Origin of the sequence: Paenibacillus shunpengii (assembly GCF_042684905.1) — a bacterium.
Classification (GTDB): domain Bacteria; phylum Bacillota; class Bacilli; order Paenibacillales; family Paenibacillaceae; genus Paenibacillus; species Paenibacillus shunpengii.
In genome coordinates this window covers 2,336,989-2,357,845 of the sequence record NZ_JBHUMJ010000002.1, presented here as the reverse complement: position 1 = coordinate 2,357,845, position 20,857 = coordinate 2,336,989, and the positions used below count along the sequence as shown (strand labels likewise).

Sequence of the window (20,857 nt, the reverse complement as noted above, 5' to 3'; positions counted from 1 at the left end):
CGTACCGGAAGTAAGACAACTTCCTATACTAATCTACTTAAGGAGTGAATTCAAATGGCAAACAACCGTGGCAACAACATGAGTCGTGAAGAAGCAGGTCGTATGGGTGGGGAAGCAACCTCTAACAATCACGAGAAAGAATTCTACCAAGAGATTGGGAAAAAAGGTGGAGATGCGACTTCCCGGAATCATGATCAAGAATTTTATCAAGAAATCGGTCGCAAGGGTGGAGAAGCCCGTGATGACTCCAACAGTAATGGTAAAATGAGCAGGGAAGAGGCAGGTCGTAAGGGTGGACAGGCCCGCTCTCGTCAAAGGGATTAATCTTCCTCTGTTTTGATAAGACATGAATGGATAAACATGATTGAATCTTAGATTTTAACAGGTTCAGCAGTTGTATACTTTGTTTAATACAAAAAAAGAGAATGATTCCGGAAGAATTCGGAGTCATTCTCTTTATTTTTGCAGGAATATTACAGATAAATTCGATTGCGGCCGAGAACATAGCTGCCTTGATTATCTGAGTATAGTCTATTTATTTCTTTCTAAAGCGATCATTTATCGATAAAGCTTGATCTACTGCAGGAAGGAGGATGGACATCGCGAACTTTCTAATCCATTCATTCGTAAACCGACGCTGCCAAAATAAAGGAGGACGTGCTTCATCGATCGCTTTCGGAGCATATTTCAGCATCGCCTTCTGGTACATATGTAATGCTGTGGGGATATCTTTTTGCTCATTAAGCATTTTGGCTAAATGTACAGCATCTATAATCGCGGTGCTCGCACCTAAACCGCCCGTCGGCGGCATGGGATGAACCGCATCCCCAACTAGTGTAATCCGGTTATGCTTCCAGGCAGACAGATTGCTCGGGAACCAGAATTTGAAGGCGGCTGTTTCTCCTTCAACCGAATGGTTGACGAGCTCCTGATATCCTTGATCCCAATCATGTAACAGCCTTAAAGATTCCAGTTGCAACTCACCGGAAGTCAATTCTTTCAGGTCAGTATAAAAGGTTTCATCTAAGGCAGCAACGGACCAGATCAGGTAAGGCTCCTCATGGACAATTAAGGAGTTAACGAATTCCTGCGGTCCGTCATAAACCGGGTCATGTACGGACAAGAACATCCCGATTCCCTGTGGTCCAGCCGCAAATCCAGGTCCTATGAACAAATCCTTGTACAAGGATGATCTGAAATGATTCGTCAGCCGCGTTTTGCCTGCGATCGCGGTCACTCCAGCACTTTTTGCGGTCTTTCTATTTAATAACTGTCTTGCAACAGCAGAGTTTACTCCATCTGCACCGACCAGGACATCTACAAGCTCACTTTCTGCATTGGCAAAATGAAGCCGGATGCCGGTGTCTGCTTCTTCATAGCAGGTGAAATGTGTGTCCCAGCGAATCTGGTGCTCCAGCTGAGAAGCTAATATGGTACGCAAGGGCAGTCTTCCGATCATAAGCGGGTCGCTATGGTCGGGTTGACGAATACGCAGCTTCGTCTGTCCTTGATGATCAAGGATCGAAAATTGCTTGAAGGTTTCCTTGCCTGTGCCGCTTTTTCTAAGTGCATGTTCTGTTTCTGCAGGCAGAGCAAGGTGTAGGGATTTGAGGGCTTCTTCACTGAGGTGAAGCCGATATCCGCCTGTACAGGAAGAGGCAGGATCGCGGTCGAACAGAACGACTTCGATATGTTGACTCGACAATGCATGAGCTAAAGTAAGCCCGCCTATTCCGGCGCCAATGATCCCCACCCGCATGATCGTGCTCCCCCAATGTCTTCATTTGTGAATTGTATTCTCTCACTTCGGACGTATATGGACGCAAAATCAGGATTTATATCCTCGAAAAATATCTTTTTTAATATGCCCTTTTTTAATGTTATTGGATCTTAGCAAATCGGATATGGAACCCACCATCGCTTGAGAACCGGCAACATAATAATATCCTTGATTGCCTTGATAGGTAGCGTAATTTGAGATGTCTTTATAAAGTATGTTTCGATCCTGATAATATTGCACACGAATAGAAGGGTGCTTGCTTGACAGCTCATCCAGTTCATCCGCATATAAAAACACTTCGGAATGGTTTATATAAAAAAGATGATAAACCGCTTCATAAGTATTTCGGTTCGCCAAATCTTTCAAAATCGCCCGAAACGGGGTGATGCCAAGCCCGGCAGCTATAAATAAAATAGGCTGTTGAGGTGTATCAACATACATTGGTCCAATGGGCCCACGCATGTCCATCTCCATTCCGGGTTCCAGTTCCAGCATCGCTTGCTTGAATTCGCTGGGACTTTCAGAGATTTGCATGGACAGCTGTATTTTATTCTCAAATGGGGCTGAGGCAATACTGAATGGCCGGGTTGGATTCGCTACTTTCCGGTGCGTGATATTAAATACGCCGTGCTGGCCGGCTTTCCAGTTTAGCGCATCACTTTTGTCGAAGATAAAGGTGTAAATGTCATTTGCCTCATGAATTTTGTCCCTCAGCTTGATTTTCGTTTTGTTGAAGACAGGCCTTATATCTTGAATAAATCCCATAATTATTTCTCTCCCTCTTCTAAAGTATAATATTTAATATAAACAAATGATCTTTTGGATGAGTTGTGGTTTCAACAGGTAACGGCTAGAGCCAATCCTGTTTGAAATCCTCAATATATTGCCTGATGGTTGTAGGATTCTTTCCAGTTACCTTCATATAATCATGCTTGATTCCTTTTGCAAGTCCGAGCTTAGTAGGCATATGAATTCCAGCAACGACATTAACGAATTGTGCATCTACACCTGACTGTGTCATATATTGCTTGAATTCTTTGATTGAAGGGTTCGTGTATTCAATTTTTACGCCAAGCACTTCCGTCATTAGAGCTGCTACTTCATAAAAATCAAGTGCTTCATTGCCGGTGATGACATAGATTTGGTTTCTATGCTTTGCTATCTCCGTTAACGACAGAGCAGAGACTTCTGCAAGATCTCTAGTGTCCACAAAGCTTGTTTTTCCGTTTCCTGCGGATACAAAAATTCGGTGTCTTTCTTTAATTTCCTTACAGAGAAAATCACTCAAATTTTGCATAAAATAGCCCGCACGAACGAATGTGTAAGGTATTTTACTTTTTTTGATCCACTTTTCCATCTTGTAATGATGAATAAATGGCATAAACTGCACATCTTTTAGTGATAGATAGGTAATATGCTTGATCCCTTTTTCCCTGGCTTTCTCTAGAAATACATCGAAATGAAGATGTTGACCAGGCGGATACATTAAAAAAATCCGGTCAACCCTTTCAAGTGCCTCATCAAAGGTACTTATATCTGAAAAATCAAGACGAACGAATTCATAACCACTACCATATTTGGCCATCGCTTGTTCAACATTTCGCACCGCACATACGGTTGGTATATTTCTATACTTCAAATTATTAGCAACCCAGAAGCCGACCTTTCCGGTAAATCCCGTTACTAATATTTTCATTTCGTATCCTCCATGAAGTAATTTTCTATTGAGTTTGATATTTTGTTTAGCATTCGAATGGTGTTCAATAGTTCTTCCTCTGAGAAGTCACGCAAAATATATTGGTACAGTTCAACGTGCTCATTTTTCTTGTCTTGTACAAGTTTTTTCCCTTTCTCAGATAATGCCAAGGTAACAACTCTCCGGTCTGTATCACTGCGGTGTCTGTCAATCAAGCCTAAGGTCTCGAGCTTGTCAGCAATGCCTGTTGCTGCACCGGAGGTCACACCAAAGTACTCTGAAACTTCACTAGTCTTGATTTCACCTTTATTGTTGATCATAAAAAGAAATATCATCAAACTATGATTAATTTCTCCTATGTCTCTAGGCTTCATAATCGAAATACTTACTTCACTTGCTTTTTTTAAGGATATAAGTAAATTTTCAAAGATGTTCATCGTGTCCTCCTCTATCAAATATCTTAGGGACTAAGATATTTCAATTGAAGTATATCAATAACTAAAATGATTTTCAATATTTCAGCAAGTAGGAGCTCGTTTCGTTTTCTAAAGTGTCGGACGCAAGCCCGCATATGAAGTGTGTAATGGAATGGTTTGGGCAGGTAGGCTTTGAGAGTCTGGTTCGAAAAAAAACGTAGAAACGACCCGTAGAAGAAGCACTTAAGAAAAAGCGACGGGTTCTACGGGTCGTTTTTTAGGTTGCAGGCAAACTGTCTGGAGCATGAAGTGTGGAATCATGTTTCACTTCTGAATCGATACTGCCTTGGTGAGACTCCAATGAACTTCTTGAATTGTCTCATAAAATGGGTGTCGTTCTCGTAGCCGCATGAATGGGCAATGTGAGTGACTGACCACTCGCTGTGATCTAATAGATACTTCGCATGCTCCAGCCTGGCATTGATGATATCGGTCATGACAGAACAACCAAATAGCTCCTTATAGATGTGCTGGAAATACGATTTACTTAAATTCAAGCTCAGTGCGAGTTCCTGCACAGATCTGTACTTCTGGGGACTGCGGTACAGTTCGCTTCGAAGCTCGGTGAATCGGATGTAATGGTGTGGAGCAGTTCGTTCCCGCAGGTCCGTCAGTTTCATAAAAAAAGACCGAAGATCACTATCAATAATTCGCTCGCGCAGACGACCGTCGAGTCGATGCCTGTTCGTGAGCTCCATAATGCTTCGGGATATCAGCATCGGATCAGAGGCATCAACCGGCATATCCACAGGGAAACGGATATCCAGGAGGAATTCCTGAATGCCATCGCCATTACAATGAAACCAGTCGTTAACAAACGGGCTTTCCAGCTCGCGATAATAATGGGGCGTATGGGGTTGAAAGAGAATAAACGTATTTTTCTCTACCGTCAGGGTGTCGTCATGAAGCTTGACTTCCGCTCTGCTATTAAAAAATACAAAAATGTAGTTTTCTGAACCATTCGGTCTGTTTCGCACAATACCTTCACGGTGTATGGTATGGAACCCACAGGATAACAGCTTAATCATTCGCTTGCACTCCTAAGCACGATAGGTCAGTTTTTGATGATTATAGTTTATTGAATGGCCAGAGGCAACCGTCTATACTTTTTTTGGAAGCAAGGATATGAAAAAGGAGGCTACAGCGATGTCCGTCGATCGAAAGTATTGGGTGGATACTCTGGTTCGCATTGCTCATCCTGTACTGTATTCATTATCAGAACGTCGGCTTAAGATGGATATGCCTGTTGAAGCAACGGCTCGTGATCGATCCGATTACACTTATCTAGAAGCACTAGGGCGCACACTTGCCGGGATTTCGCCTTGGCTTGAGCATGGTCCTCGTACAGGAGAAGAAGGAGAAATTCGGGCGAGGATGGCCGATATGGCAAGGCGTGCCATAGATATGGCTACAGATCCGGAATCACCAGACTTTATGAATTTTGCAATAGGCGGACAGCCCGTCGTTGATGCTGCCTTTCTTGCAAACGCGGTGCTTCGCGCTCCAAATGAGCTGTATGTGCTATTAGATGAAAACGTGAAGCAGAATTTGATCTCCGCTCTGCAGGCAACACGCATTATACGCCCTGTATTCAGTAATTGGCTGCTGTTCAGCGCGATGATTGAAACCGCTTTATTCCGAATGGGAGTCAAGGATTGGGATCGAATGCGTGTGGATTATGCACTGAGGCAGCATGAGCAGTGGTATAAGGGCGACGGAGCTTATGGGGATGGGCCTGCATTTCACTGGGATTATTACAACAGCTATGTCATTCAGCCTATGCTGGTGGACATATTGAATGAGGTTGGAGATCAGTATGGGGATTGGGCGGAACTCCGAGCGAAAGTATTAACGAGAGCTGAACGTTATGCCGCTATATTGGAACGATTCATTTCACCAGAAGGCACTTTCCCGCCTATTGGACGATCACTTGCTTACCGCTTCGGTGCATTTCAGCATTTATCGTTAATGTCCTTAAGGGAGGAGCTTCCGAAAGAGCTGGAACCAGCTCAAGTTCGCTGTGCGCTTACGGCGGTCATCAAGCGGCAGGTACAGATGCCGGGCACTTTCGATGATAATGGCTGGCTTCGAATCGGATTTGCCGGACATCAGCCTGATATCGGAGAAGCCTATATTTCGACAGGCAGCTTATATTTGTGCACGACTGTATTTTTGCCGCTCGGGCTGCCTCCTGACGCTGCTTTTTGGCAAGGACAGGCCGAGTGGACGTCACTTAAGGCCTGGTCAGGTGGGAACGTTTATTTGGACAAAGCCATTATAGGATAAAGCATAGAGTTCTTGAGAGGAGCATGTAATATGACAGTTCAACCGGATTGGGTGCAAGAAGCTTGGGATCAAACGGTAACAAAAGTGAAGCGAATTCATCATCGAATTGGAGACCGCTTTCCACACGCAAGTGTGAACGGAGAGTATCAGCTGGAGCGGGCCTCGTGGTGGACGGCCGGCTTCTGGCCAGGCATACTGTGGCTTGTTTATCGTGATACCAAAGACGAAGTACTCAAGGTAACCGCAGAGTCCTGTGAAAGTCAGCTGGATTCATTACTTACGGATGCCCATCAGGTAGATCACGATATCGGATTCATGTGGACTTTGACAAGCGGGGCAAGATATAAGCTTCTAGGAGCAGAGGACTCGAAACGAAGAGCGCTGCTTGCTGCCAACCTTCTGGCTGCGAGGTTCAACATTCAGGGTAATTATATTCGAGCGTGGAATGGAGAGAATAACGCTGGCTGGGCCATCATTGACTGCTTAATGAATTTACCTCTGTTACACTGGGCATCCCGTACGACGGGAGATCCAAGGTACAAGCACATTGCTGTGAAGCATGCAGATACGGTGCTGAAGCATTTTTATCGTCCTGACGGCTCGGTTGCTCATATTGTCGTATTTGACCCTGAAACTGGAGAGAAGCGGGAAGTGATGGGAGGACAAGGGTACGCACCAGAATCAGCTTGGTCTCGTGGAACAGCTTGGGCGATTTATGGAATGAGTCTAAGCTATCATTATACTGGTAAGCAGGAATATCTGGATGCAGCTAAACAAACCGCGCATTTCTTTATAGCTAATTTACCGGAGGATCATATTCCGTATTGGGATTTCCGATCACCTGAAGGAGTGCCTTCGATTCGAGATTCCTCAGCCGGCGCCTGTGCCGCCTGCGGACTTCTGCTTATCGCAGATCAGGTTAACGGACTGGAGGCGGAGATGTACCGCAAATGTGCAGAGCGAATTCTCTACTCCTTGTACACCAATTATGGAGCATGGGAATCGGAGACAGAGGAAGGACTCATCTTGCATGGAACGAGTCATTACCCAGGGAAGAGCAATATTGATGTCCCACTAATCTACGGAGATTATTACTTTACAGAAGGCATTTCACTGTTAATGGGACACCACGATAGGTTCTGGTAAGATCTAAGTTCATAGAATAAATATTTCGACCTTTATCATATTCTGTACGATCAGCCGCCAATTGGCGGCTTTTCTTTTTTTAGCAGATACAAATTTAGTTGAATACAATAAGGGTTCCACGATGTTCAATGCGCTGTGGTCATTTAAGAAGCGACTCTGCTCCATCAATATAAATTTCGGTTCCGGTAATATGTGAGGATAAGTCGGAAGCGAGAAATGTCACTAAATCCGCAATCTGTTCAGGTTGGCCCGGTCCGTGCTCCAGAGGCTGATCACCTTCAGGATATTCGACGGGGATCTCAATGTCTTTTAGATCCGTCGAGCTGTGTATGGAATCTCCAATATGGGTTTTAATCGCGCCTGGGCAAATCGCGTTCACGCGTATTTTGTACTGTGCAAGTTCAAGCGCAGCCATCTTCATGAGTGCAATTTGTCCGGCTTTAGATGTGCTGTAAGCAGTATAACCAGGCTGAGAGAATATACGGTTTCCGCTAACAGAGCTTGTAATAATAATACTGCCTCCATGCTTTTTCATGAAGGGAATGGCATGCTTAACGGTCAAGAACGTTCCTCTTAAATTCGTATGGATTGTGCGGTCCCAATCCTCCTCATTCATCGTTTCGATAGGCGCCATTTCCCCGGCGATCCCCGCGTTGGCAAACACAATATCAAGTCCTCCCCAATGTTCGCTTGCCGTTCGGATTCCCTGCTTGATGTCATGAGAAGAATTGATATCACACTTCAGAGCTATGGCTTCGCCTCCGGATTCCTCAAGGTGAGCCTTCACGCTGTTCACATGATCCAGATCAAGATCTAATAGACATACCTTCACACCTTCTCCTGCGAATTGCAGTGCTGCAGCACGTCCTATACCCGAGCCAGCGCCAGTGATTACAGCGATTTTACCGTTTAGGTTAGGATGCCTTAACATAGCTTTGGTCCTTTCGATTTTAGAGTTTTTCAAGTATTTTAAACCAGTCATCGATACAATAAACTCCGAAACATTTGATTTTTTAGAAAAGAGGGCGTTGCTTGCTCCATTTATCTAGAAATTGATTAAGCACTTCACTTGGAAGAAAGTTTGGTTTCGCTAACTTGGGACGGTTGGTGGAATAATTAATGAGAACTCTAAAGGAAATGCTACAATCCTTAACATGCAAATGTTAAAGTTCGTTGATAGAACTCACCTTAGATCTTCTATAAGATGTAACTTACAAGGAGATGAAAAATATGATTGATATGAATATTCGTACTTTTCGCAAAAAGCTAAAACTTAGCCAGGAACAATTGGCAGAGAAGGTAAACGTGTCACGACAGACCGTAGCAAAGTGGGAGAATGGAGAAGTCTTGCCTGATATATATAAATGCAAATTACTTTCTGATATTTTTCAAGTCACATTGGATCAGCTCTCTCGCAGCATGAGCGAAGAAGAGGTGCACCAGGTTGCTCCTAAGGGGAAGCATTTTTTTGGTGTGGTAAAGGTCGGAGAACGAGGTCAGATTGTGATTCCCAAGCAGGCACGAGAAATGTATCAAATTCATGCAGGTGATAAGCTGGTGGTGTTGGGAGAAGACGCAACGAGAGGTATTGCTGTTATGAAAAGTGACGGTTTCCTGCAATTTGCAGAGATGATTAGGACATCCGAAATCACGGAGGAGGGAATAGAATGAGTAAAATTGTCTTTTTCTCGATACCCGCTCATGGTCATACCAATCCGACTATTCCCGTTGTCAGAGAACTAGTCAATAGAGGACACGAGGTATGGTATTATTCGTTTCTGGAATTTCAGGAGAAGATCGAAGCCGCTGGTGCTGTATTTATAGCCTGTGATGAATATTTGCCCAAGCTGTCACCTGAAGAACTGGATCGCAAGGCGGGCAAGGATTTTGCAGCATTGATTGAAATGGTTGCCGATACGACCATAGCTTTAGATGCGAAGGTGTGCAAGGAATTACAGGAATTGCAGCCGGATTGTATTGTATCCGATTCATTATGCTTCTGGGGGAAGCTGTTTGCCAGTAAATTAAAAATTCCCTATATATGCTCGACAACTACTTTTGCGTTTAATCAACATACAGCCAAGCTGATGAAGCGCAGCTTCAGGGAACTATTAAAGATGGCCTTTGGTATGCCCCGAATCAATAAAAAAATTCAGATGCTTAGGAATCACGGTTATGATGTGAGAAGTTTTATATCCATTGTTCAAAATGATAATGATACTGACACAATTGTATACACGTCAAAGGAATTCCAACCGATGGCGGACACCTTTTCTGAACGGTATGCCTTTGTTGGACCTTCGATTAGAACGTTGTCGCCACAGGAGAACAATAAAAAGGATAGACAATTAATCTATATTTCCCTCGGAACCGTTCTTAATAATAATCGTGAGTTCTATGACAATTGCATCAACGCATTTGCACAATCCAATTATACGGTTGTCATGTCCGTGGGTGAGAAGACAGATATTAAATCACTCGGCATTATTCCGGAAAATTTTATGGTGAGGAACACAGTGGATCAGATATCTGTATTACAAACCGCAGATGCTTTTATTACACACAGCGGTATGAATAGTGTGAGTGAAAGCTTGTATTTTGGTGTTCCCATGGTGTTATTTCCACAACACAGCGAACAAAAAATGGTTGCCAATCGGGTAGCTGAACTGGGAGCGGGCGTATTGCTGAAAGGGAAGAAGCGAGCAGATCTGGCAGCATCAGTAACGGAGGTGCTGACAAATGTGAAATATGAGGAAAACGCGAAGAAGCTATCAAAGTCCTTACGAAATGCAGGAGGTGCGGTAGAAGCGGCGAATGTGATTCTGAAGCAGACCCAGGAGTGACATTATGGTGATCTATGCCAAAATTTCGTTTTGTTCAGGTTACCCCGAGATCAGAGTATATCCTGAATAAACAAATAAAGAACCTCGGTAGCCAATACCGGGTTCTTTTGTCTTGTATATGAACAAAAACGCTGATATAATAAAATAGATTTTCTATCGCTTTAAATATGTAGGCATAATTAACTCATCTTATATATTAAGAATATCATGCCGGCATATGGTGTGTCAAATGTTTTTTCTCAATCTAGTAGTAAGGGGAGATATGGATGGATTATCCTTTGGTTCTCGGTTTTCAAGAAATGGATAGAACGCAGTTATGGCTTGTTGGTGGAAAAGGGTTAAATCTAGGAGAGTTGTCCAAACTTCAAGGAATTGAAGTGCCAGATGGATTTTGTATCACAACTAGAGGATATGAAGCAGCTATCGCACAAAACAAAGTGTATCAGGAACTGCTTAATCGACTTGCTATGCTAACTGTAGAGGATCGGGATCAGATCGGTACAATCAGCGAGGAAATTCGGCACACCATCAGGGCTGCAGGAATCCCTACCGATGTTAAGGAAGCGACAGCTCACTATCTCTCCAAGCTGGGTGAAGAACATGCCTATGCCGTGCGTTCGAGTTCGACTGCTGAGGATTTGCCGCAAGCTTCTTTTGCCGGTCAGCAAGACACATACTTAAATGTTATTGGCACAGAAGCGATATTGCAGCATATCAGTAAATGCTGGGCATCTCTATTCACAGATCGTGCGGTGATGTACCGTATGCAAAATGGATTTGATCACAAGCAGATTAAAATATCTGTTATCGTTCAAAGGATGGTGTTCCCGGAAGCCTCGGGAATATTATTCACTGCAGATCCCATGACTTCAAACCGAAAGCTCCTCACCATTGATGCCAGCTATGGACTAGGGGAGGCACTCGTTTCTGGAATCGTATCTGCAGATGGCTATAAAGTGTGTGACGGAGAAATCGTCGATAAGAAGATAGCAAAAAAGAAATTGGCGGTATATGGACAACCAGAAGGCGGTACGGAGACACAGAGGATACATCCCGATCAGCAAAAGAAACAGACCCTGACGGATCAGCAAATTATGGAGCTCGCTCGGCTCGGTAGACAGATTGAAGCTCATTATAGTGCTCCACAGGATATTGAATGGTGTTTGGCTGATGATACATTTTATATTGTTCAGAGCAGGCCAATCACGACGTTATATCCAATTCCACATGCAAGTGATCAGGAGAATCATGTGTATGTATCTGTTGGTCACCAGCAAATGATGACAGATCCCATCAAGCCGCTGGGTTTGTCATTTTATCTGTTAACGACACCTGCACCTATGCGCACAGCAGGCGGAAGATTGTTCGTCGATATTACGCCAGTACTGTCTACAGCTGCTGGGAGACATCACATGATCAACACGCTGGGACATTCCGATCTTCTCGTTAAGGATGCGCTTATAACCCTCATAGAGCGTGGAGATTTTCTTCCCGCATTAGATCCGGAGAACAAAGAGCCGAGTAGAAATGCAGGCAGTGAGCGCGCGTCGTCTATTCCAGCTGAGGCTTGGGTTGAATTCGATAAGTCCATTGTATCAGAGCTGATCCATAAGACTCAGAATTCCATCGCAGAGCTGAAGCATACGATAAAAGCGAAATCAGGAAGCGATTTATTCGATTTTATTCTGGAGGATATGAAGCAATTAAAGAAGATCTTGTTCGATCCACAAAGTTCACAAATAATTAATGAAACGATGAAGGCTTCAGCCTGGATCAATGAACATATGTACAACTGGCTTGGTGAGATCAATGCAGCGGATACCTTATCCCAATCGGTACCACATAATATTACTTCGGAAATGGGTCTTGCTCTGCTTGATGTTGCGGATACCATACGTCCTTATCCGGATATCGTGAACTTTTTACAAGAAGCCGAAGATAATCGCTTTATAGAGGATCTCGGTACTTTTGACGGCGGACAGAAAGTGCAGGATGCCATCTATGCTTACCTGGACAAATACGGCATGCGCTGCGTCGGGGAGATTGATATAACGCGAACGCGTTGGAGTGAGAATCCGATGACGCTCATTCCTTTAATCCTAGGGAATATTAGAAATTTCGAGAAGGGCGCAAGCGAGCTTAAATTTGAGCAAGGACGTCAGGAGGCACTCCATAAAGAGCGAGAGCTTCTGGAGCGACTAAAGCGGCTGCCGGATGGTGAGCAAAAAGCCAAAGAGACCAAACAGCGAATCGACCTCATTCGGAATTTCAGCGGATTTCGGGAGTATCCTAAATATGGTATGATCAATCGATACTTTATATATAAACAGGCGCTGTTGGTAGAAGCAGAACAGCTTGTGCAGGAAGGTATTATTCAGAATAAAGAAGATATTTACGATTTGACTTTTGATGAACTTCATGAGGTCGTGCGCGCCCATACACTAGATTACGAGCTGATTAAGAATCGAAAAGCAGAGTATCGTCGATACGAGAAGCTGACGCCACCACGCGTAATGACCTCTGATGGAGAAATGATAGCAGGCAGATACCACCGTGAGAATCTTCCTCCGGGAGCGATTGCGGGGTTGGCTGTGTCTACCGGAATTATTGAAGGACGTGCGCGCGTCATTATGAATATAGAGGATGCGATTTTGGAGGATGGAGATATATTAGTTACCTCTTTCACTGACCCTAGCTGGACACCCTTGTTTGTATCTATAAAAGGTCTTGTCACTGAGGTTGGCGGACTGATGACTCACGGAGCCGTGATTGCTAGGGAATACGGTATACCAGCAGTGGTCGGTGTAGATGATGCCGTTAAATTGATTAAGGATGGGCAGCGAATTCGTGTGAATGGAACAGAGGGGCATATCGAATTGCTGTAATAGGATGCATGTGAGTGCTTGTTAGGAAAAAGCGTGATAGTAAAAAAGATTCCGACAGTTAGATCTATCCGTCGGAATCTTTCTTTTGTTAATCCCAGCTTCTCTGCAATTTGGCTGATTGGTTCTTTTGTGGTCAAGAGCAGGTTCTCAGCGAGATCCAGCAATCGGGATTTAATGTACTCCTGAGCGGTTTTACCTGTTTCTTTTTTTAGCATATCGGAATGATAACTGTGCAAGACTCTTTACACTGGGTGTACCTGAAGGTGTAATAACTTCTATTGTACAATGTTCATTCAATAGCGTTTCAAACTTTGATAATAAAAGAAAGCAGGGGGTAATCCCCTGCTTGGCTACTATAGCTTTCTTGCTTTAATTACAAAAGTAACAGGAAGCAGCTTGGCTCTGTGTGCAAGCTCACTGTTATCTGTCCGGGAATGCAGCAATTCTTCGTCAGTTTCCTCAATCATTTGTTCAATGACAAAGCCCGCTTTTGATAACGCATTCACAAAGGTTGATAATTTGCGATCCGCTAAGGTTAGCAGGCCTTCATCAAGAGGTACCGGATACCAAGCTTCATCGAAATAAATGCTCCATAGTGAGGAAGCACGATGGCTCTTAAGAAGTCATTTCCAATAGTATCCCAATAGTAGCTGTTTGTTTTATGTATTGTAGTAATGTTCATGCAAGACCCTCCTCGACCATCTTAAAATTTAGTGCCAATTCAAGATTCAATTCTACCAGATAACTTCCACACTAATGAATAGAAATAATTAAGGATAGCGCATCTATCTCAGCTGCTGATGCATGAATTTCTCAAAAGCTTACCATAATACCAGAAGGACTGTTATGGAATCGATTGGGGAAGGAGGCAGACGCATTTGAAATGGTTATCCATCATGGTCCTGTTTGGACTGCTCACGACACAGGCAAATCCGGCGGATCTATTAACTGTAACCCAAGATGGTAACTCACTAAGCACACTGGATCGGAGCGAGTATAATATTGGCGTGTTTCCGCTCATTAACACGGATACCTATGAACAGTGGGTGGACAAATTGGATCGTAAGACGATAAAGAAGCCTGAGAACGCACGAATTGCATTGGATGGTCATATTGAAGAGGGACAGAACGGATATCGCTTGGATCGACGTAAAATGCGGGTACTCTTCTACAACTATTACTATGGAAAGGGGCCGGCAACGGTCGAGCTGCCAACCTACATACTACATCCCAAAGTAGATAGCGAGATACTGACTTCAATCCGAACGAAGCCGATCGGGTATTACGTTACTTATTTTAATTCTAATAATAAAAATCGCTCGCATAACATCGCATTGGCGGCCAAGGCGATTGACAGCGCTGTTGTTTTTCCGGGAGAGACCTTCTCTTTTAACGAGGTTGTGGGTATGAGAACGGTAGAGAAGGGTTACAAAAGAGCAGGCGTCATCGTCCGGGGTGAACTATCGGAAGGTGTAGGTGGTGGAATATGTCAAGTATCCTCTACTTTGTTCAATGCCATTGACAGAGCGGGGCTGCAGATCGTGAAGCGGTACTCTCATAGCCGAAACGTACCTTACGTTCTGGCTGGAAGGGATGCAACCGTCAGTTGGGGAGGGCCGGATTTCGCCTTTGAGAATGCCTATAATGAGCCGATCCTTATTCGGGCTTACAGCAACGGGGGACAAATTGCAGTGGCTGTGTATTCATCGGAATTTATTGAGTATCAGCCACGGCACGTACCAGGTATGTCCAAGCAGCTGCCTGAAGAGATCATCGACCGACGGGAGACCTCCGTGAATGGAGACTAGCGTTCTTGTTTCGTTGATTCTATGAGTTTGCGCGATCTGAAGAGGCCTCTTTATTAAGAGCTAAGTAGATCACCACGATCATGATGCAGAGCGTGCCCATCCATTGAAATCCTCCAAAGGATTCCTTCATCCAGAATACGGTCGTCAGCACGGCTGCGATTGGCTCAAGGCTGCCCATCAGACTGGACTCCTTTGGAGACAAGCTGTTTAAGCTTTCAATATAGAACCAGAAGGCCATTGTTTTTGATCTGTCGAAGATCTCAAATATGTTTCTGCTGTCCTTTTTACAACAATGGACGGTAAGAAGGAGTATTCCTGCAATCAGTAATCGGACAGTTACGAACGATCCCATATCTATTCCGTATTGAAAGAGCTTTTTTGCAACCGTTCCGCCAATCCCCCAGAATAAAGCTCCCAAAATAATTAGAATTAAACACATGCTATCACACGACGATCATTCACCATATTAACGGATATATCCCATTGCACTGGCATGAAGAACTCCAATTTGTACTTGTAGTCAAAGGGCAGGCTGTTTTTCAGATTCAGGAGAAAAAAGTGAACTTGTCTAAGGGTGAAGCGTTATTTATCAATAGTGGCTGCCTGCACCTTGCCAGAGATAACAATAATTCGGGTTGTGTCTATATTTGTTTGAACGTTTCTCCGAGATTCATGTTGTCCCAAGAGTTATACGGAACTTATGTGAAACCTTATATAAAAGCAACGAACAGACTAGCAGTGGGTGACAAGCATTATAGACAGCATCCTTGAGATTGACCGTTTGATCCAGCAACGTCCACCAGTGCTGCCGCTATTTTCAAAGATTTATAAAGGGAATAGCCCGTTTATCCATAAATATTTAAATAAGTGATAGATGTGGTAAATTAGATACATTAGTTAAATGGAGGGGCTTAGATGACAATAGGATCGCAAAATGATATTGAAGGTCTGAAGGAAATAGGCAGGATTGTTGCCTTGACGATCAAAGAAATGAAAAATCAGGCACGTGCAGGAATGACAACAAAGGAGCTTGACGAAATTGGAGGGCAGATTCTGGGCAGGTATGGTGCTGTATCGGCACCAAAGATCACTTATGATTTCCCTGGAAATACCTGTATTAGTGTTAACCACGAAGTGGCTCATGGTATACCAGGTAACCGAATTATTCAGCCAGGCGATCTAATCAACATCGATGTTTCTGCAGAAGCGGGGGGTTATTATGCGGATGCGGGGCAATCTTTTTTGATTCCTCCATATGAGCCGTCATTAATGCAGCTGTGCCAATACACACATCAGACAATGATGAAAGTAATCTCTTCACTGAAGCACGGAGTAAAATTGAACGAAATTGGAAGGATTATAGAAATCGAGGCTAAAAAAGGCGGATACAACATCATTAAAAATCTGTGCAGTCATGGTATTGGAAAATCACTGCATGAGTCTCCGACTGAAATTCTGCCCTTCTACAACAAACATGATAAACGCGTATTGAAAGAGGGTATGGTTATAACGATCGAGCCTTTTCTATCTACAGGCGCAGGATATGCCGTTGAGCAGCCAGACGGCTGGACATTAGGTGTCCCTGACAATAGCTTTGTAGCACAGCACGAGCATACTATCATTATTACCAAGAATCAGCCTATTATCTTAACTGCAGTATAGTTGGTTATCTAAGTCAGAAACGTAAGATCGGTGACATCTCAGAGCGTACTACGGCCGCTATAGCGGCCGTAGTACGCTCCTTTATAATTTCTGCCATTGATGAAATTTAAATGAAGTGTTAATTATGTTTAGCATTTGTGTGAATCCGGTGATCTCCTTAGCATCAAAATCGTTAATTGACTGAAGAGCTTCATTGCAGGTGTTTTTCGTTCATTTATTTTACGTGTTTAAATGAACGATCGCATGATAACCTTTCTCCAATATAGGCATTAAGCACTAAATATCATTGGTAATCCCTGTTTTTGCCAAGATTGGTGTAAAACGATCTTATTCAACACAAGTATTTTGACGATATTATATTTGATCATCTGAAGCAGTCCATAATTAGAGGAGGAAGCATATGAACTACATAGAACTAGGGAAACAATTTATAGGTGGTGACTGGAGAGAGGGATCCAGCGAGAAAGTGCTGCATGATATCAATCCATATAATGATGAGATTATCACGACTTTTCAAATAGCCAGCGTAAATGATATTGATGAAGCATACAAATCAGCTCATAAAGCCAAGCTCGAATGGGACAAGGTTAATCCTTACAAGAAACGCGATATTCTGGAGAAAGCTGTTACATACATAGAAGCAAATGAAGATGAGATTACATCCCTTATCATTCAAGAGCTGGGTGGTACTCGGATGAAGGCCGCGTTTGAGATTGGTCTTGTTAAGAATATGATAAAGGAAGCGGCTACCTTCCCGCTCCGCATGGAAGGAAAGATTCTTCCATCTACAGAAGATGGCAAAGAAAATCGTCTATATCGAATTCCTGCTGGAGTGGTTGGGGTTATCAGTCCATTTAATTTCCCGTTCTTCTTATCCATGAAATCTGTTGCGCCTGCCCTCGGTGCGGGAAATGGTGTGGTGTTAAAGCCGCATGAGGATACACCGATTACAGGTGGTACACTGATTGGCAAGATCTTCGAGGAAGCAGGTATTCCAAAAGGTCTATTAAATGTTGTTGTTACTGATATTAAGGAAATTGGAGATGCGTTTGTCGAGCATCCGATTCCTAGAATTATTTCCTTTACGGGATCAACTCAGGTCGGTAGCTATATTGGCCAGCTGGCAGTCAAGAACTATAAGAAGCCTCTTCTGGAGCTGGGTGGAAATAGTGCATTCATCATACTAGAGGATGCTGATCTTGATTATGCAGTTCAAGCGGCAACTTTCAGCAGATTTACACATCAAGGTCAAATCTGTATGTGTGCCAATCGTATTCTCGTACAAAAATCAATATATGAACAATTTATCAGCATGTTTAAAGAAAAAGTAGCTGCGCTTAAGGTGGGGGATCCTAGCGATCCAGAGACGGTCATTGGTCCTGTCATTAATAGACGCCAGGCAGAAACACTTGAGAAGCTTATTGCGAAGGGAATTGAGGAAGGAGCCGTTCCTCTCCTGCAAGGCAAGATATCAGGAAGAATGGTAGAGCCGACGATTCTCATTGATGTCAATCCTGAGATGATCGTTGCTCAAGATGAGCTGTTTGGTCCGGTTGTCTCCATCATTCCTTTTGAAACAGAAGAAGAAGCCATTGATATCGCAAACGATACGAGATTTGGACTTAGCGGTGCAGTCCACACTTCCAACCTGGAGCGGGGGGTAGAGCTGGCGAAAAAAGTGCATACCGGCATGATCCATGTCAATGATATTACGATAAACGATGAGCCCATCATTGCGTTTGGTGGAGAGAAGCAATCCGGGTTAGGTCGTATGAATGGAGCATGGAGTCTGGATGAATTTACGACGATGAAGTGGATTTCGGTTAACTATGGACAGCGGAAATTTCCGTATTAAGAACAAGGAGAGAAGAAGATGAATACATCAATGGAACCCAACACACAGCACGATCTTATCAAATCATTTATAACAGTAGCTCCATTCTTGAATAGCCTCTCAAATGATGACATTACCATTGGAATCTATGATACAGAGAAGCTGATCATTAATATTCCGGGGAAGACTTTCTCTCTTAATGTAAGCCCGGGAGACCCTTTAATGGAAGGGGATATTGTAACCAATGCCATTCGAAATAATACGGCTTTATCCGCGATTGTACCAAAGGAGCTGTTTGGGTTTCCTCTAGCGGCTAGAGCGATTCCACTGCATGACGAAGAAGGCAGAGTGATTGGTGGAATTGGTATGGGGACTAGTCTTGAGAAAGCGAGCAAGCTGTTTGAGATGGCGGAGAGCTTCTCCGCCATTGTCGAGGAGTCTACGGCCTCAATTGAGGATATTAGTCGTGCTGTGACTCATCTTAATGATCGTGTGACAGGCATGACTGCACAAATGCAAGACATAAGTTCAAGTGCTCAGCAGATTGGCAAGATCTCGGCCGTAGTTAAGGAGATTTCGGATCAAAGTAACCTGCTTGGTCTGAATGCTGCTATCGAAGCTGCTCGAGCTGGTGAAGTGGGAAGAGGCTTTTCGGTTGTTGCCGGAGAGATTAGGAAGCTGGCTACGAGCTCCAAGAGTAACGTAGATCAAATTAATGGTATCACACAAAATATCCAAGAACTGCTGCTGCGTTTAAACCAAGCTTTTTCCGATATTCATACACTTGCTGATACCCAATCAGGTACCATTCAAGAATTTACGGCTACGATTCAAGAGATCAGTGTCAAAGCAGAAGAGTTAGCTCAGGTTGCAGAACAAACTTTGTATTCAAACGATAGTCAGTGAGTATATACATGCTGGTAATGGACAACCCTTAAGGTAAAAAATTATTGGGAGGAGTTCAACTCTTGAAATTTGAACTTGGACGTTGCTTACTCAATGAACGATTAATGGTATCCGATAGGTCAGTGGAATGGCTGGCTAAAGAGCTGCTGATTAAACCGGAACGAGTATACGACTTTATCGAAAACAAAAGAGTGATGCCCCTCAAAATGGCGATATCCATCGCCTATACTATCGGTTGTGATGTTGCTGACTTGTATGAACGGATACCGAGCTTATCTGAAACAAAGAGAGATTAACAGATGAATCGGCGGCCTGCATAAGACTTATAAAAAAAGATCGATTCATTAAGAACCGATCTTTTTTTTATATACGAATTAGAACGGCCGATCACCAGCAATAGATACGCGCTCTGCCACCCTGCGATGCGGGTAATAATCAGAGACAGCATAATGCTGGGTTGCCCTGTTATCCCATAGTGCGACGGAATTGGCTTCCCAATGGAAACGAACCTGATATTCTGGAATGTGAGCCTGACGGAACAGGTAATTAAGAAGCTTCTCGCTCTCTTCCTCCTCAAGTCCGACAATCCGGATGGTGAAGGCGCCATTAACAAATAGTGTCTTGCGCCCCGTTTCGGGATGAGTCCGCACGATGGGATGCTCTGCAGCAGGAAACTCTTCCTGTTTTGCAGCAAGGATCTCCGGCGGCATAAAGCGTCCGAACGTCGTCGTAAAATCATGTATGGCAGTAAGACCGTTGATTCTTTCTTTTATTTCATCTGGAAGGTTGTCATAAGCTGCTCCCATATCCGCCCATATCGTGTCACCGCCGAAGGGAGGGACTTCGGATAATCGAAGCACAGAGCCAAGGGCAGGGTCAATACGCCAGGTCACATCTGCATGCCATACATTTTCATTGCCAGTCATATTTGCGTTTTTCTCAAACCGCGTAATTTCTTCTGCACTTCCCCGGGGGAGGAAAGGATGCTTCTCAAGTTCTCCCCACTCTTTGGCAAAAGCCACCTGCTGTTCGCTCGTAATGTGCTGGTTCCGGAAGAACAACACTTTCCACTCCAGAAATGCGCGATGAATTTCGGCCTTGATTTCAGGAGTCAGCGGCTTTCCAAGGTCAACACCTTCGATTTCTGCTCCAATAATCGGACCAAGCGGTTTTAATGTGAACAACGTATAAGGACGATCCTCTAATCCTTCTGCAAGTCGGTTCAAATGTCTCGCTCCTGCTTTAAATTCCCGGACAGGTGCGTAATCACGTGACAGATAAGTGGTTTGACTCATGGATATTAGCCTCCTCAATTATAGTATTCCTACGTTTTTAGTGGACTTTAGAACGAAAAAAAGACGCCAGAGAAGTCAGACACGAAGAAGATGCATTACATCCCTCGTATCCGAATCTCTGGTCGTCCAGTTGATCCGTTCATCGCTTACAGACTGATTTATAGTTCAGTGTGTGATGGAGCAAATCTTATCAGCAAGTATCGCAAACTGTCAACCTGTATTTATCTAAAATATGTAAGA

At 43.7% G+C, this 20,857-nt stretch carries 20 protein-coding genes and 2 pseudogenes; 12 read left to right on the top strand and 10 right to left on the bottom strand.

Annotated elements, in window-relative coordinates:
• Window positions 1-54: 54 nt before the first annotated feature.
• Window positions 55-324 carry a KGG domain-containing protein gene (locus ACFSVM_RS11030; RefSeq protein WP_076313887.1) on the top strand — a complete coding sequence of 90 codons (270 nt, stop codon included), beginning with the start codon at window positions 55-57 and terminating at the stop codon, window positions 322-324.
• A 211-nt stretch (window positions 325-535) separates the two neighbouring features.
• Here the strand turns inward: ACFSVM_RS11030 and ACFSVM_RS11025 are convergent, their stop codons facing one another.
• The 5 genes from ACFSVM_RS11025 to ACFSVM_RS11005 form a co-directional block, all read right to left on the bottom strand.
• A complete protein-coding gene (locus tag ACFSVM_RS11025; protein ID WP_379262110.1) occupies window positions 536-1,759 on the bottom strand; it encodes an FAD-dependent oxidoreductase in 1,224 nt (407 codons plus the stop codon).
• A gap of 69 nt (window positions 1,760-1,828) precedes the next feature.
• Window positions 1,829-2,545 carry an FAD-dependent oxidoreductase gene (locus ACFSVM_RS11020; protein ID WP_076313889.1) on the bottom strand — a complete coding sequence of 239 codons (717 nt, stop codon included), beginning with the start codon at window positions 2,543-2,545 and terminating at the stop codon, window positions 1,829-1,831.
• A gap of 85 nt (window positions 2,546-2,630) precedes the next feature.
• The gene (locus tag ACFSVM_RS11015) at window positions 2,631-3,476 is read right to left on the bottom strand and encodes an SDR family oxidoreductase (RefSeq protein WP_076313890.1); all 846 of its coding nucleotides are present in this window, start codon (window positions 3,474-3,476) and stop codon (window positions 2,631-2,633) included.
• A complete protein-coding gene (locus ACFSVM_RS11010; RefSeq protein WP_076313891.1) occupies window positions 3,473-3,913 on the bottom strand; it encodes a MarR family winged helix-turn-helix transcriptional regulator in 441 nt (146 codons plus the stop codon). The genes ACFSVM_RS11015 and ACFSVM_RS11010 overlap by 4 nt, the downstream gene beginning before the upstream one ends.
• 296 nt (window positions 3,914-4,209) lie before the next feature.
• Window positions 4,210-4,980 (bottom strand): helix-turn-helix domain-containing protein, encoded by a 771-nt coding sequence (locus tag ACFSVM_RS11005; RefSeq protein WP_379262107.1) that lies wholly within the window; start codon window positions 4,978-4,980, stop codon window positions 4,210-4,212.
• Window positions 4,981-5,098: 118 nt separating this feature from the next.
• Here ACFSVM_RS11005 and ACFSVM_RS11000 point away from each other — a divergent pair, with 118 nt between their 5' ends.
• On the top strand, window positions 5,099-6,238 hold the full coding sequence (locus ACFSVM_RS11000; RefSeq protein WP_379262106.1) for a DUF2264 domain-containing protein: 1,140 nt from the start codon (window positions 5,099-5,101) through the stop codon (window positions 6,236-6,238).
• 30 nt (window positions 6,239-6,268) lie between these two features.
• Entirely contained in the window at window positions 6,269-7,384 is a 1,116-nt protein-coding gene (locus ACFSVM_RS10995; RefSeq protein ID WP_379262104.1) for a glycoside hydrolase family 88 protein, read from the top strand.
• A gap of 139 nt (window positions 7,385-7,523) precedes the next feature.
• On the opposite strand, the gene ACFSVM_RS10990 is transcribed toward ACFSVM_RS10995, so the two are convergent.
• Entirely contained in the window at window positions 7,524-8,315 is a 792-nt protein-coding gene (locus tag ACFSVM_RS10990) for an SDR family oxidoreductase (RefSeq protein WP_379262102.1), read from the bottom strand.
• A 299-nt stretch (window positions 8,316-8,614) separates the two neighbouring features.
• On the opposite strand from ACFSVM_RS10990, the gene ACFSVM_RS10985 reads away from it, so the two are divergent.
• The 3 genes from ACFSVM_RS10985 (at window position 8,615) to ppsA (ending at window position 13,112) form a co-directional block, all read left to right on the top strand.
• Window positions 8,615-9,055: a helix-turn-helix domain-containing protein gene (locus ACFSVM_RS10985; protein ID WP_076313895.1), complete on the top strand. Its 441-nt coding sequence runs from the start codon at window positions 8,615-8,617 to the stop codon at window positions 9,053-9,055.
• Window positions 9,052-10,227 carry a macrolide family glycosyltransferase gene (locus tag ACFSVM_RS10980; RefSeq protein ID WP_379262101.1) on the top strand — a complete coding sequence of 392 codons (1,176 nt, stop codon included), beginning with the start codon at window positions 9,052-9,054 and terminating at the stop codon, window positions 10,225-10,227. Before ACFSVM_RS10985 ends, ACFSVM_RS10980 begins: the two co-directional genes overlap by 4 nt.
• 266 nt (window positions 10,228-10,493) lie before the next feature.
• Window positions 10,494-13,112: a phosphoenolpyruvate synthase gene (ppsA, locus tag ACFSVM_RS10975; protein WP_379262099.1), complete on the top strand. Its 2,619-nt coding sequence runs from the start codon at window positions 10,494-10,496 to the stop codon at window positions 13,110-13,112.
• 353 nt (window positions 13,113-13,465) lie between these two features.
• On the opposite strand, the pseudogene ACFSVM_RS10970 reads toward ppsA, so the two are convergent.
• Together ACFSVM_RS10970 and ACFSVM_RS10965 are read right to left on the bottom strand one after the other, a co-directional pair.
• Window positions 13,466-13,696: pseudogene (locus tag ACFSVM_RS10970) on the bottom strand (class I SAM-dependent methyltransferase); the annotation flags it as partial.
• Complete coding sequence (locus ACFSVM_RS10965; protein WP_379262097.1) at window positions 13,648-13,794, bottom strand: hypothetical protein; 147 nt, start codon at window positions 13,792-13,794, stop codon at window positions 13,648-13,650. The pseudogene ACFSVM_RS10970 and the gene ACFSVM_RS10965, both read right to left, overlap by 49 nt.
• A gap of 196 nt (window positions 13,795-13,990) precedes the next feature.
• Between ACFSVM_RS10965 and ACFSVM_RS10960 the strand changes: the two genes are divergently transcribed.
• Window positions 13,991-14,920, top strand: coding sequence for a VanW family protein (locus tag ACFSVM_RS10960; RefSeq protein ID WP_379262095.1), 930 nt, complete (start codon window positions 13,991-13,993; stop codon window positions 14,918-14,920).
• A gap of 19 nt (window positions 14,921-14,939) precedes the next feature.
• On the opposite strand, the gene ACFSVM_RS10955 is transcribed toward ACFSVM_RS10960, so the two are convergent.
• Window positions 14,940-15,359 carry a DMT family transporter gene (locus ACFSVM_RS10955; protein ID WP_379262093.1) on the bottom strand — a complete coding sequence of 140 codons (420 nt, stop codon included), beginning with the start codon at window positions 15,357-15,359 and terminating at the stop codon, window positions 14,940-14,942.
• On the opposite strand from ACFSVM_RS10955, the pseudogene ACFSVM_RS10950 reads away from it, so the two are divergent.
• The 5 genes and pseudogenes from ACFSVM_RS10950 to ACFSVM_RS10930 form a co-directional block, all read left to right on the top strand.
• A pseudogene (locus ACFSVM_RS10950) lies at window positions 15,359-15,649 on the top strand (cupin domain-containing protein); the annotation flags it as partial. The gene ACFSVM_RS10955 and the pseudogene ACFSVM_RS10950 overlap by 1 nt on opposite strands.
• 186 nt (window positions 15,650-15,835) lie before the next feature.
• Window positions 15,836-16,582 (top strand): type I methionyl aminopeptidase, encoded by a 747-nt coding sequence (gene map, locus ACFSVM_RS10945; RefSeq protein ID WP_379262091.1) that lies wholly within the window; start codon window positions 15,836-15,838, stop codon window positions 16,580-16,582.
• A gap of 400 nt (window positions 16,583-16,982) precedes the next feature.
• Window positions 16,983-18,437 (top strand): aldehyde dehydrogenase family protein, encoded by a 1,455-nt coding sequence (locus ACFSVM_RS10940; protein ID WP_379262089.1) that lies wholly within the window; start codon window positions 16,983-16,985, stop codon window positions 18,435-18,437.
• Window positions 18,438-18,455: 18 nt separating this feature from the next.
• The gene (locus ACFSVM_RS10935; RefSeq protein ID WP_076313900.1) at window positions 18,456-19,322 is read left to right on the top strand and encodes a methyl-accepting chemotaxis protein; all 867 of its coding nucleotides are present in this window, start codon (window positions 18,456-18,458) and stop codon (window positions 19,320-19,322) included.
• A 62-nt stretch (window positions 19,323-19,384) separates the two neighbouring features.
• A complete protein-coding gene (locus ACFSVM_RS10930; protein ID WP_076313901.1) occupies window positions 19,385-19,618 on the top strand; it encodes a transcriptional regulator in 234 nt (77 codons plus the stop codon).
• A gap of 78 nt (window positions 19,619-19,696) precedes the next feature.
• Here ACFSVM_RS10930 and ACFSVM_RS10925 read toward each other — a convergent pair whose 3' ends face one another.
• Window positions 19,697-20,617: a TauD/TfdA dioxygenase family protein gene (locus ACFSVM_RS10925; protein ID WP_379262086.1), complete on the bottom strand. Its 921-nt coding sequence runs from the start codon at window positions 20,615-20,617 to the stop codon at window positions 19,697-19,699.
• Window positions 20,618-20,857: the final 240 nt, after the last annotated feature.

Excerpts from the sequence above, each read along its gene's own strand:
- ACFSVM_RS11020 (WP_076313889.1), bottom strand. The coding sequence starts at position 2,545 with ATGGGATTTATTCAAGATATAAGGCCTGTCTTCAACAAAACGAAAATC.
- ACFSVM_RS10985 (WP_076313895.1), top strand. The coding sequence starts at position 8,615 with ATGATTGATATGAATATTCGTACTTTTCGCAAAAAGCTAAAACTTAGC.
- ACFSVM_RS10925 (WP_379262086.1), bottom strand. The coding sequence starts at position 20,617 with ATGAGTCAAACCACTTATCTGTCACGTGATTACGCACCTGTCCGGGAA.
- ACFSVM_RS11005 (WP_379262107.1), bottom strand. The coding sequence starts at position 4,980 with ATGATTAAGCTGTTATCCTGTGGGTTCCATACCATACACCGTGAAGGT.
- ACFSVM_RS10965 (WP_379262097.1), bottom strand. The coding sequence starts at position 13,794 with ATGAACATTACTACAATACATAAAACAAACAGCTACTATTGGGATACT.
- ACFSVM_RS10955 (WP_379262093.1), bottom strand. The coding sequence starts at position 15,359 with ATGTGTTTAATTCTAATTATTTTGGGAGCTTTATTCTGGGGGATTGGC.
- ACFSVM_RS11000 (WP_379262106.1), top strand. The coding sequence starts at position 5,099 with ATGTCCGTCGATCGAAAGTATTGGGTGGATACTCTGGTTCGCATTGCT.
- ACFSVM_RS10990 (WP_379262102.1), bottom strand. The coding sequence starts at position 8,315 with ATGTTAAGGCATCCTAACCTAAACGGTAAAATCGCTGTAATCACTGGC.
- ACFSVM_RS10995 (WP_379262104.1), top strand. The coding sequence starts at position 6,269 with ATGACAGTTCAACCGGATTGGGTGCAAGAAGCTTGGGATCAAACGGTA.
- ppsA (WP_379262099.1), top strand. The coding sequence starts at position 10,494 with ATGGATTATCCTTTGGTTCTCGGTTTTCAAGAAATGGATAGAACGCAG.
- ACFSVM_RS11010 (WP_076313891.1), bottom strand. The coding sequence starts at position 3,913 with ATGAACATCTTTGAAAATTTACTTATATCCTTAAAAAAAGCAAGTGAA.
- ACFSVM_RS10940 (WP_379262089.1), top strand. The coding sequence starts at position 16,983 with ATGAACTACATAGAACTAGGGAAACAATTTATAGGTGGTGACTGGAGA.
- ACFSVM_RS10980 (WP_379262101.1), top strand. The coding sequence starts at position 9,052 with ATGAGTAAAATTGTCTTTTTCTCGATACCCGCTCATGGTCATACCAAT.
- ACFSVM_RS11015 (WP_076313890.1), bottom strand. The coding sequence starts at position 3,476 with ATGAAAATATTAGTAACGGGATTTACCGGAAAGGTCGGCTTCTGGGTT.
- map (WP_379262091.1), top strand. The coding sequence starts at position 15,836 with ATGACAATAGGATCGCAAAATGATATTGAAGGTCTGAAGGAAATAGGC.
- ACFSVM_RS11030 (WP_076313887.1), top strand. The coding sequence starts at position 55 with ATGGCAAACAACCGTGGCAACAACATGAGTCGTGAAGAAGCAGGTCGT.
- ACFSVM_RS10935 (WP_076313900.1), top strand. The coding sequence starts at position 18,456 with ATGAATACATCAATGGAACCCAACACACAGCACGATCTTATCAAATCA.
- ACFSVM_RS11025 (WP_379262110.1), bottom strand. The coding sequence starts at position 1,759 with ATGCGGGTGGGGATCATTGGCGCCGGAATAGGCGGGCTTACTTTAGCT.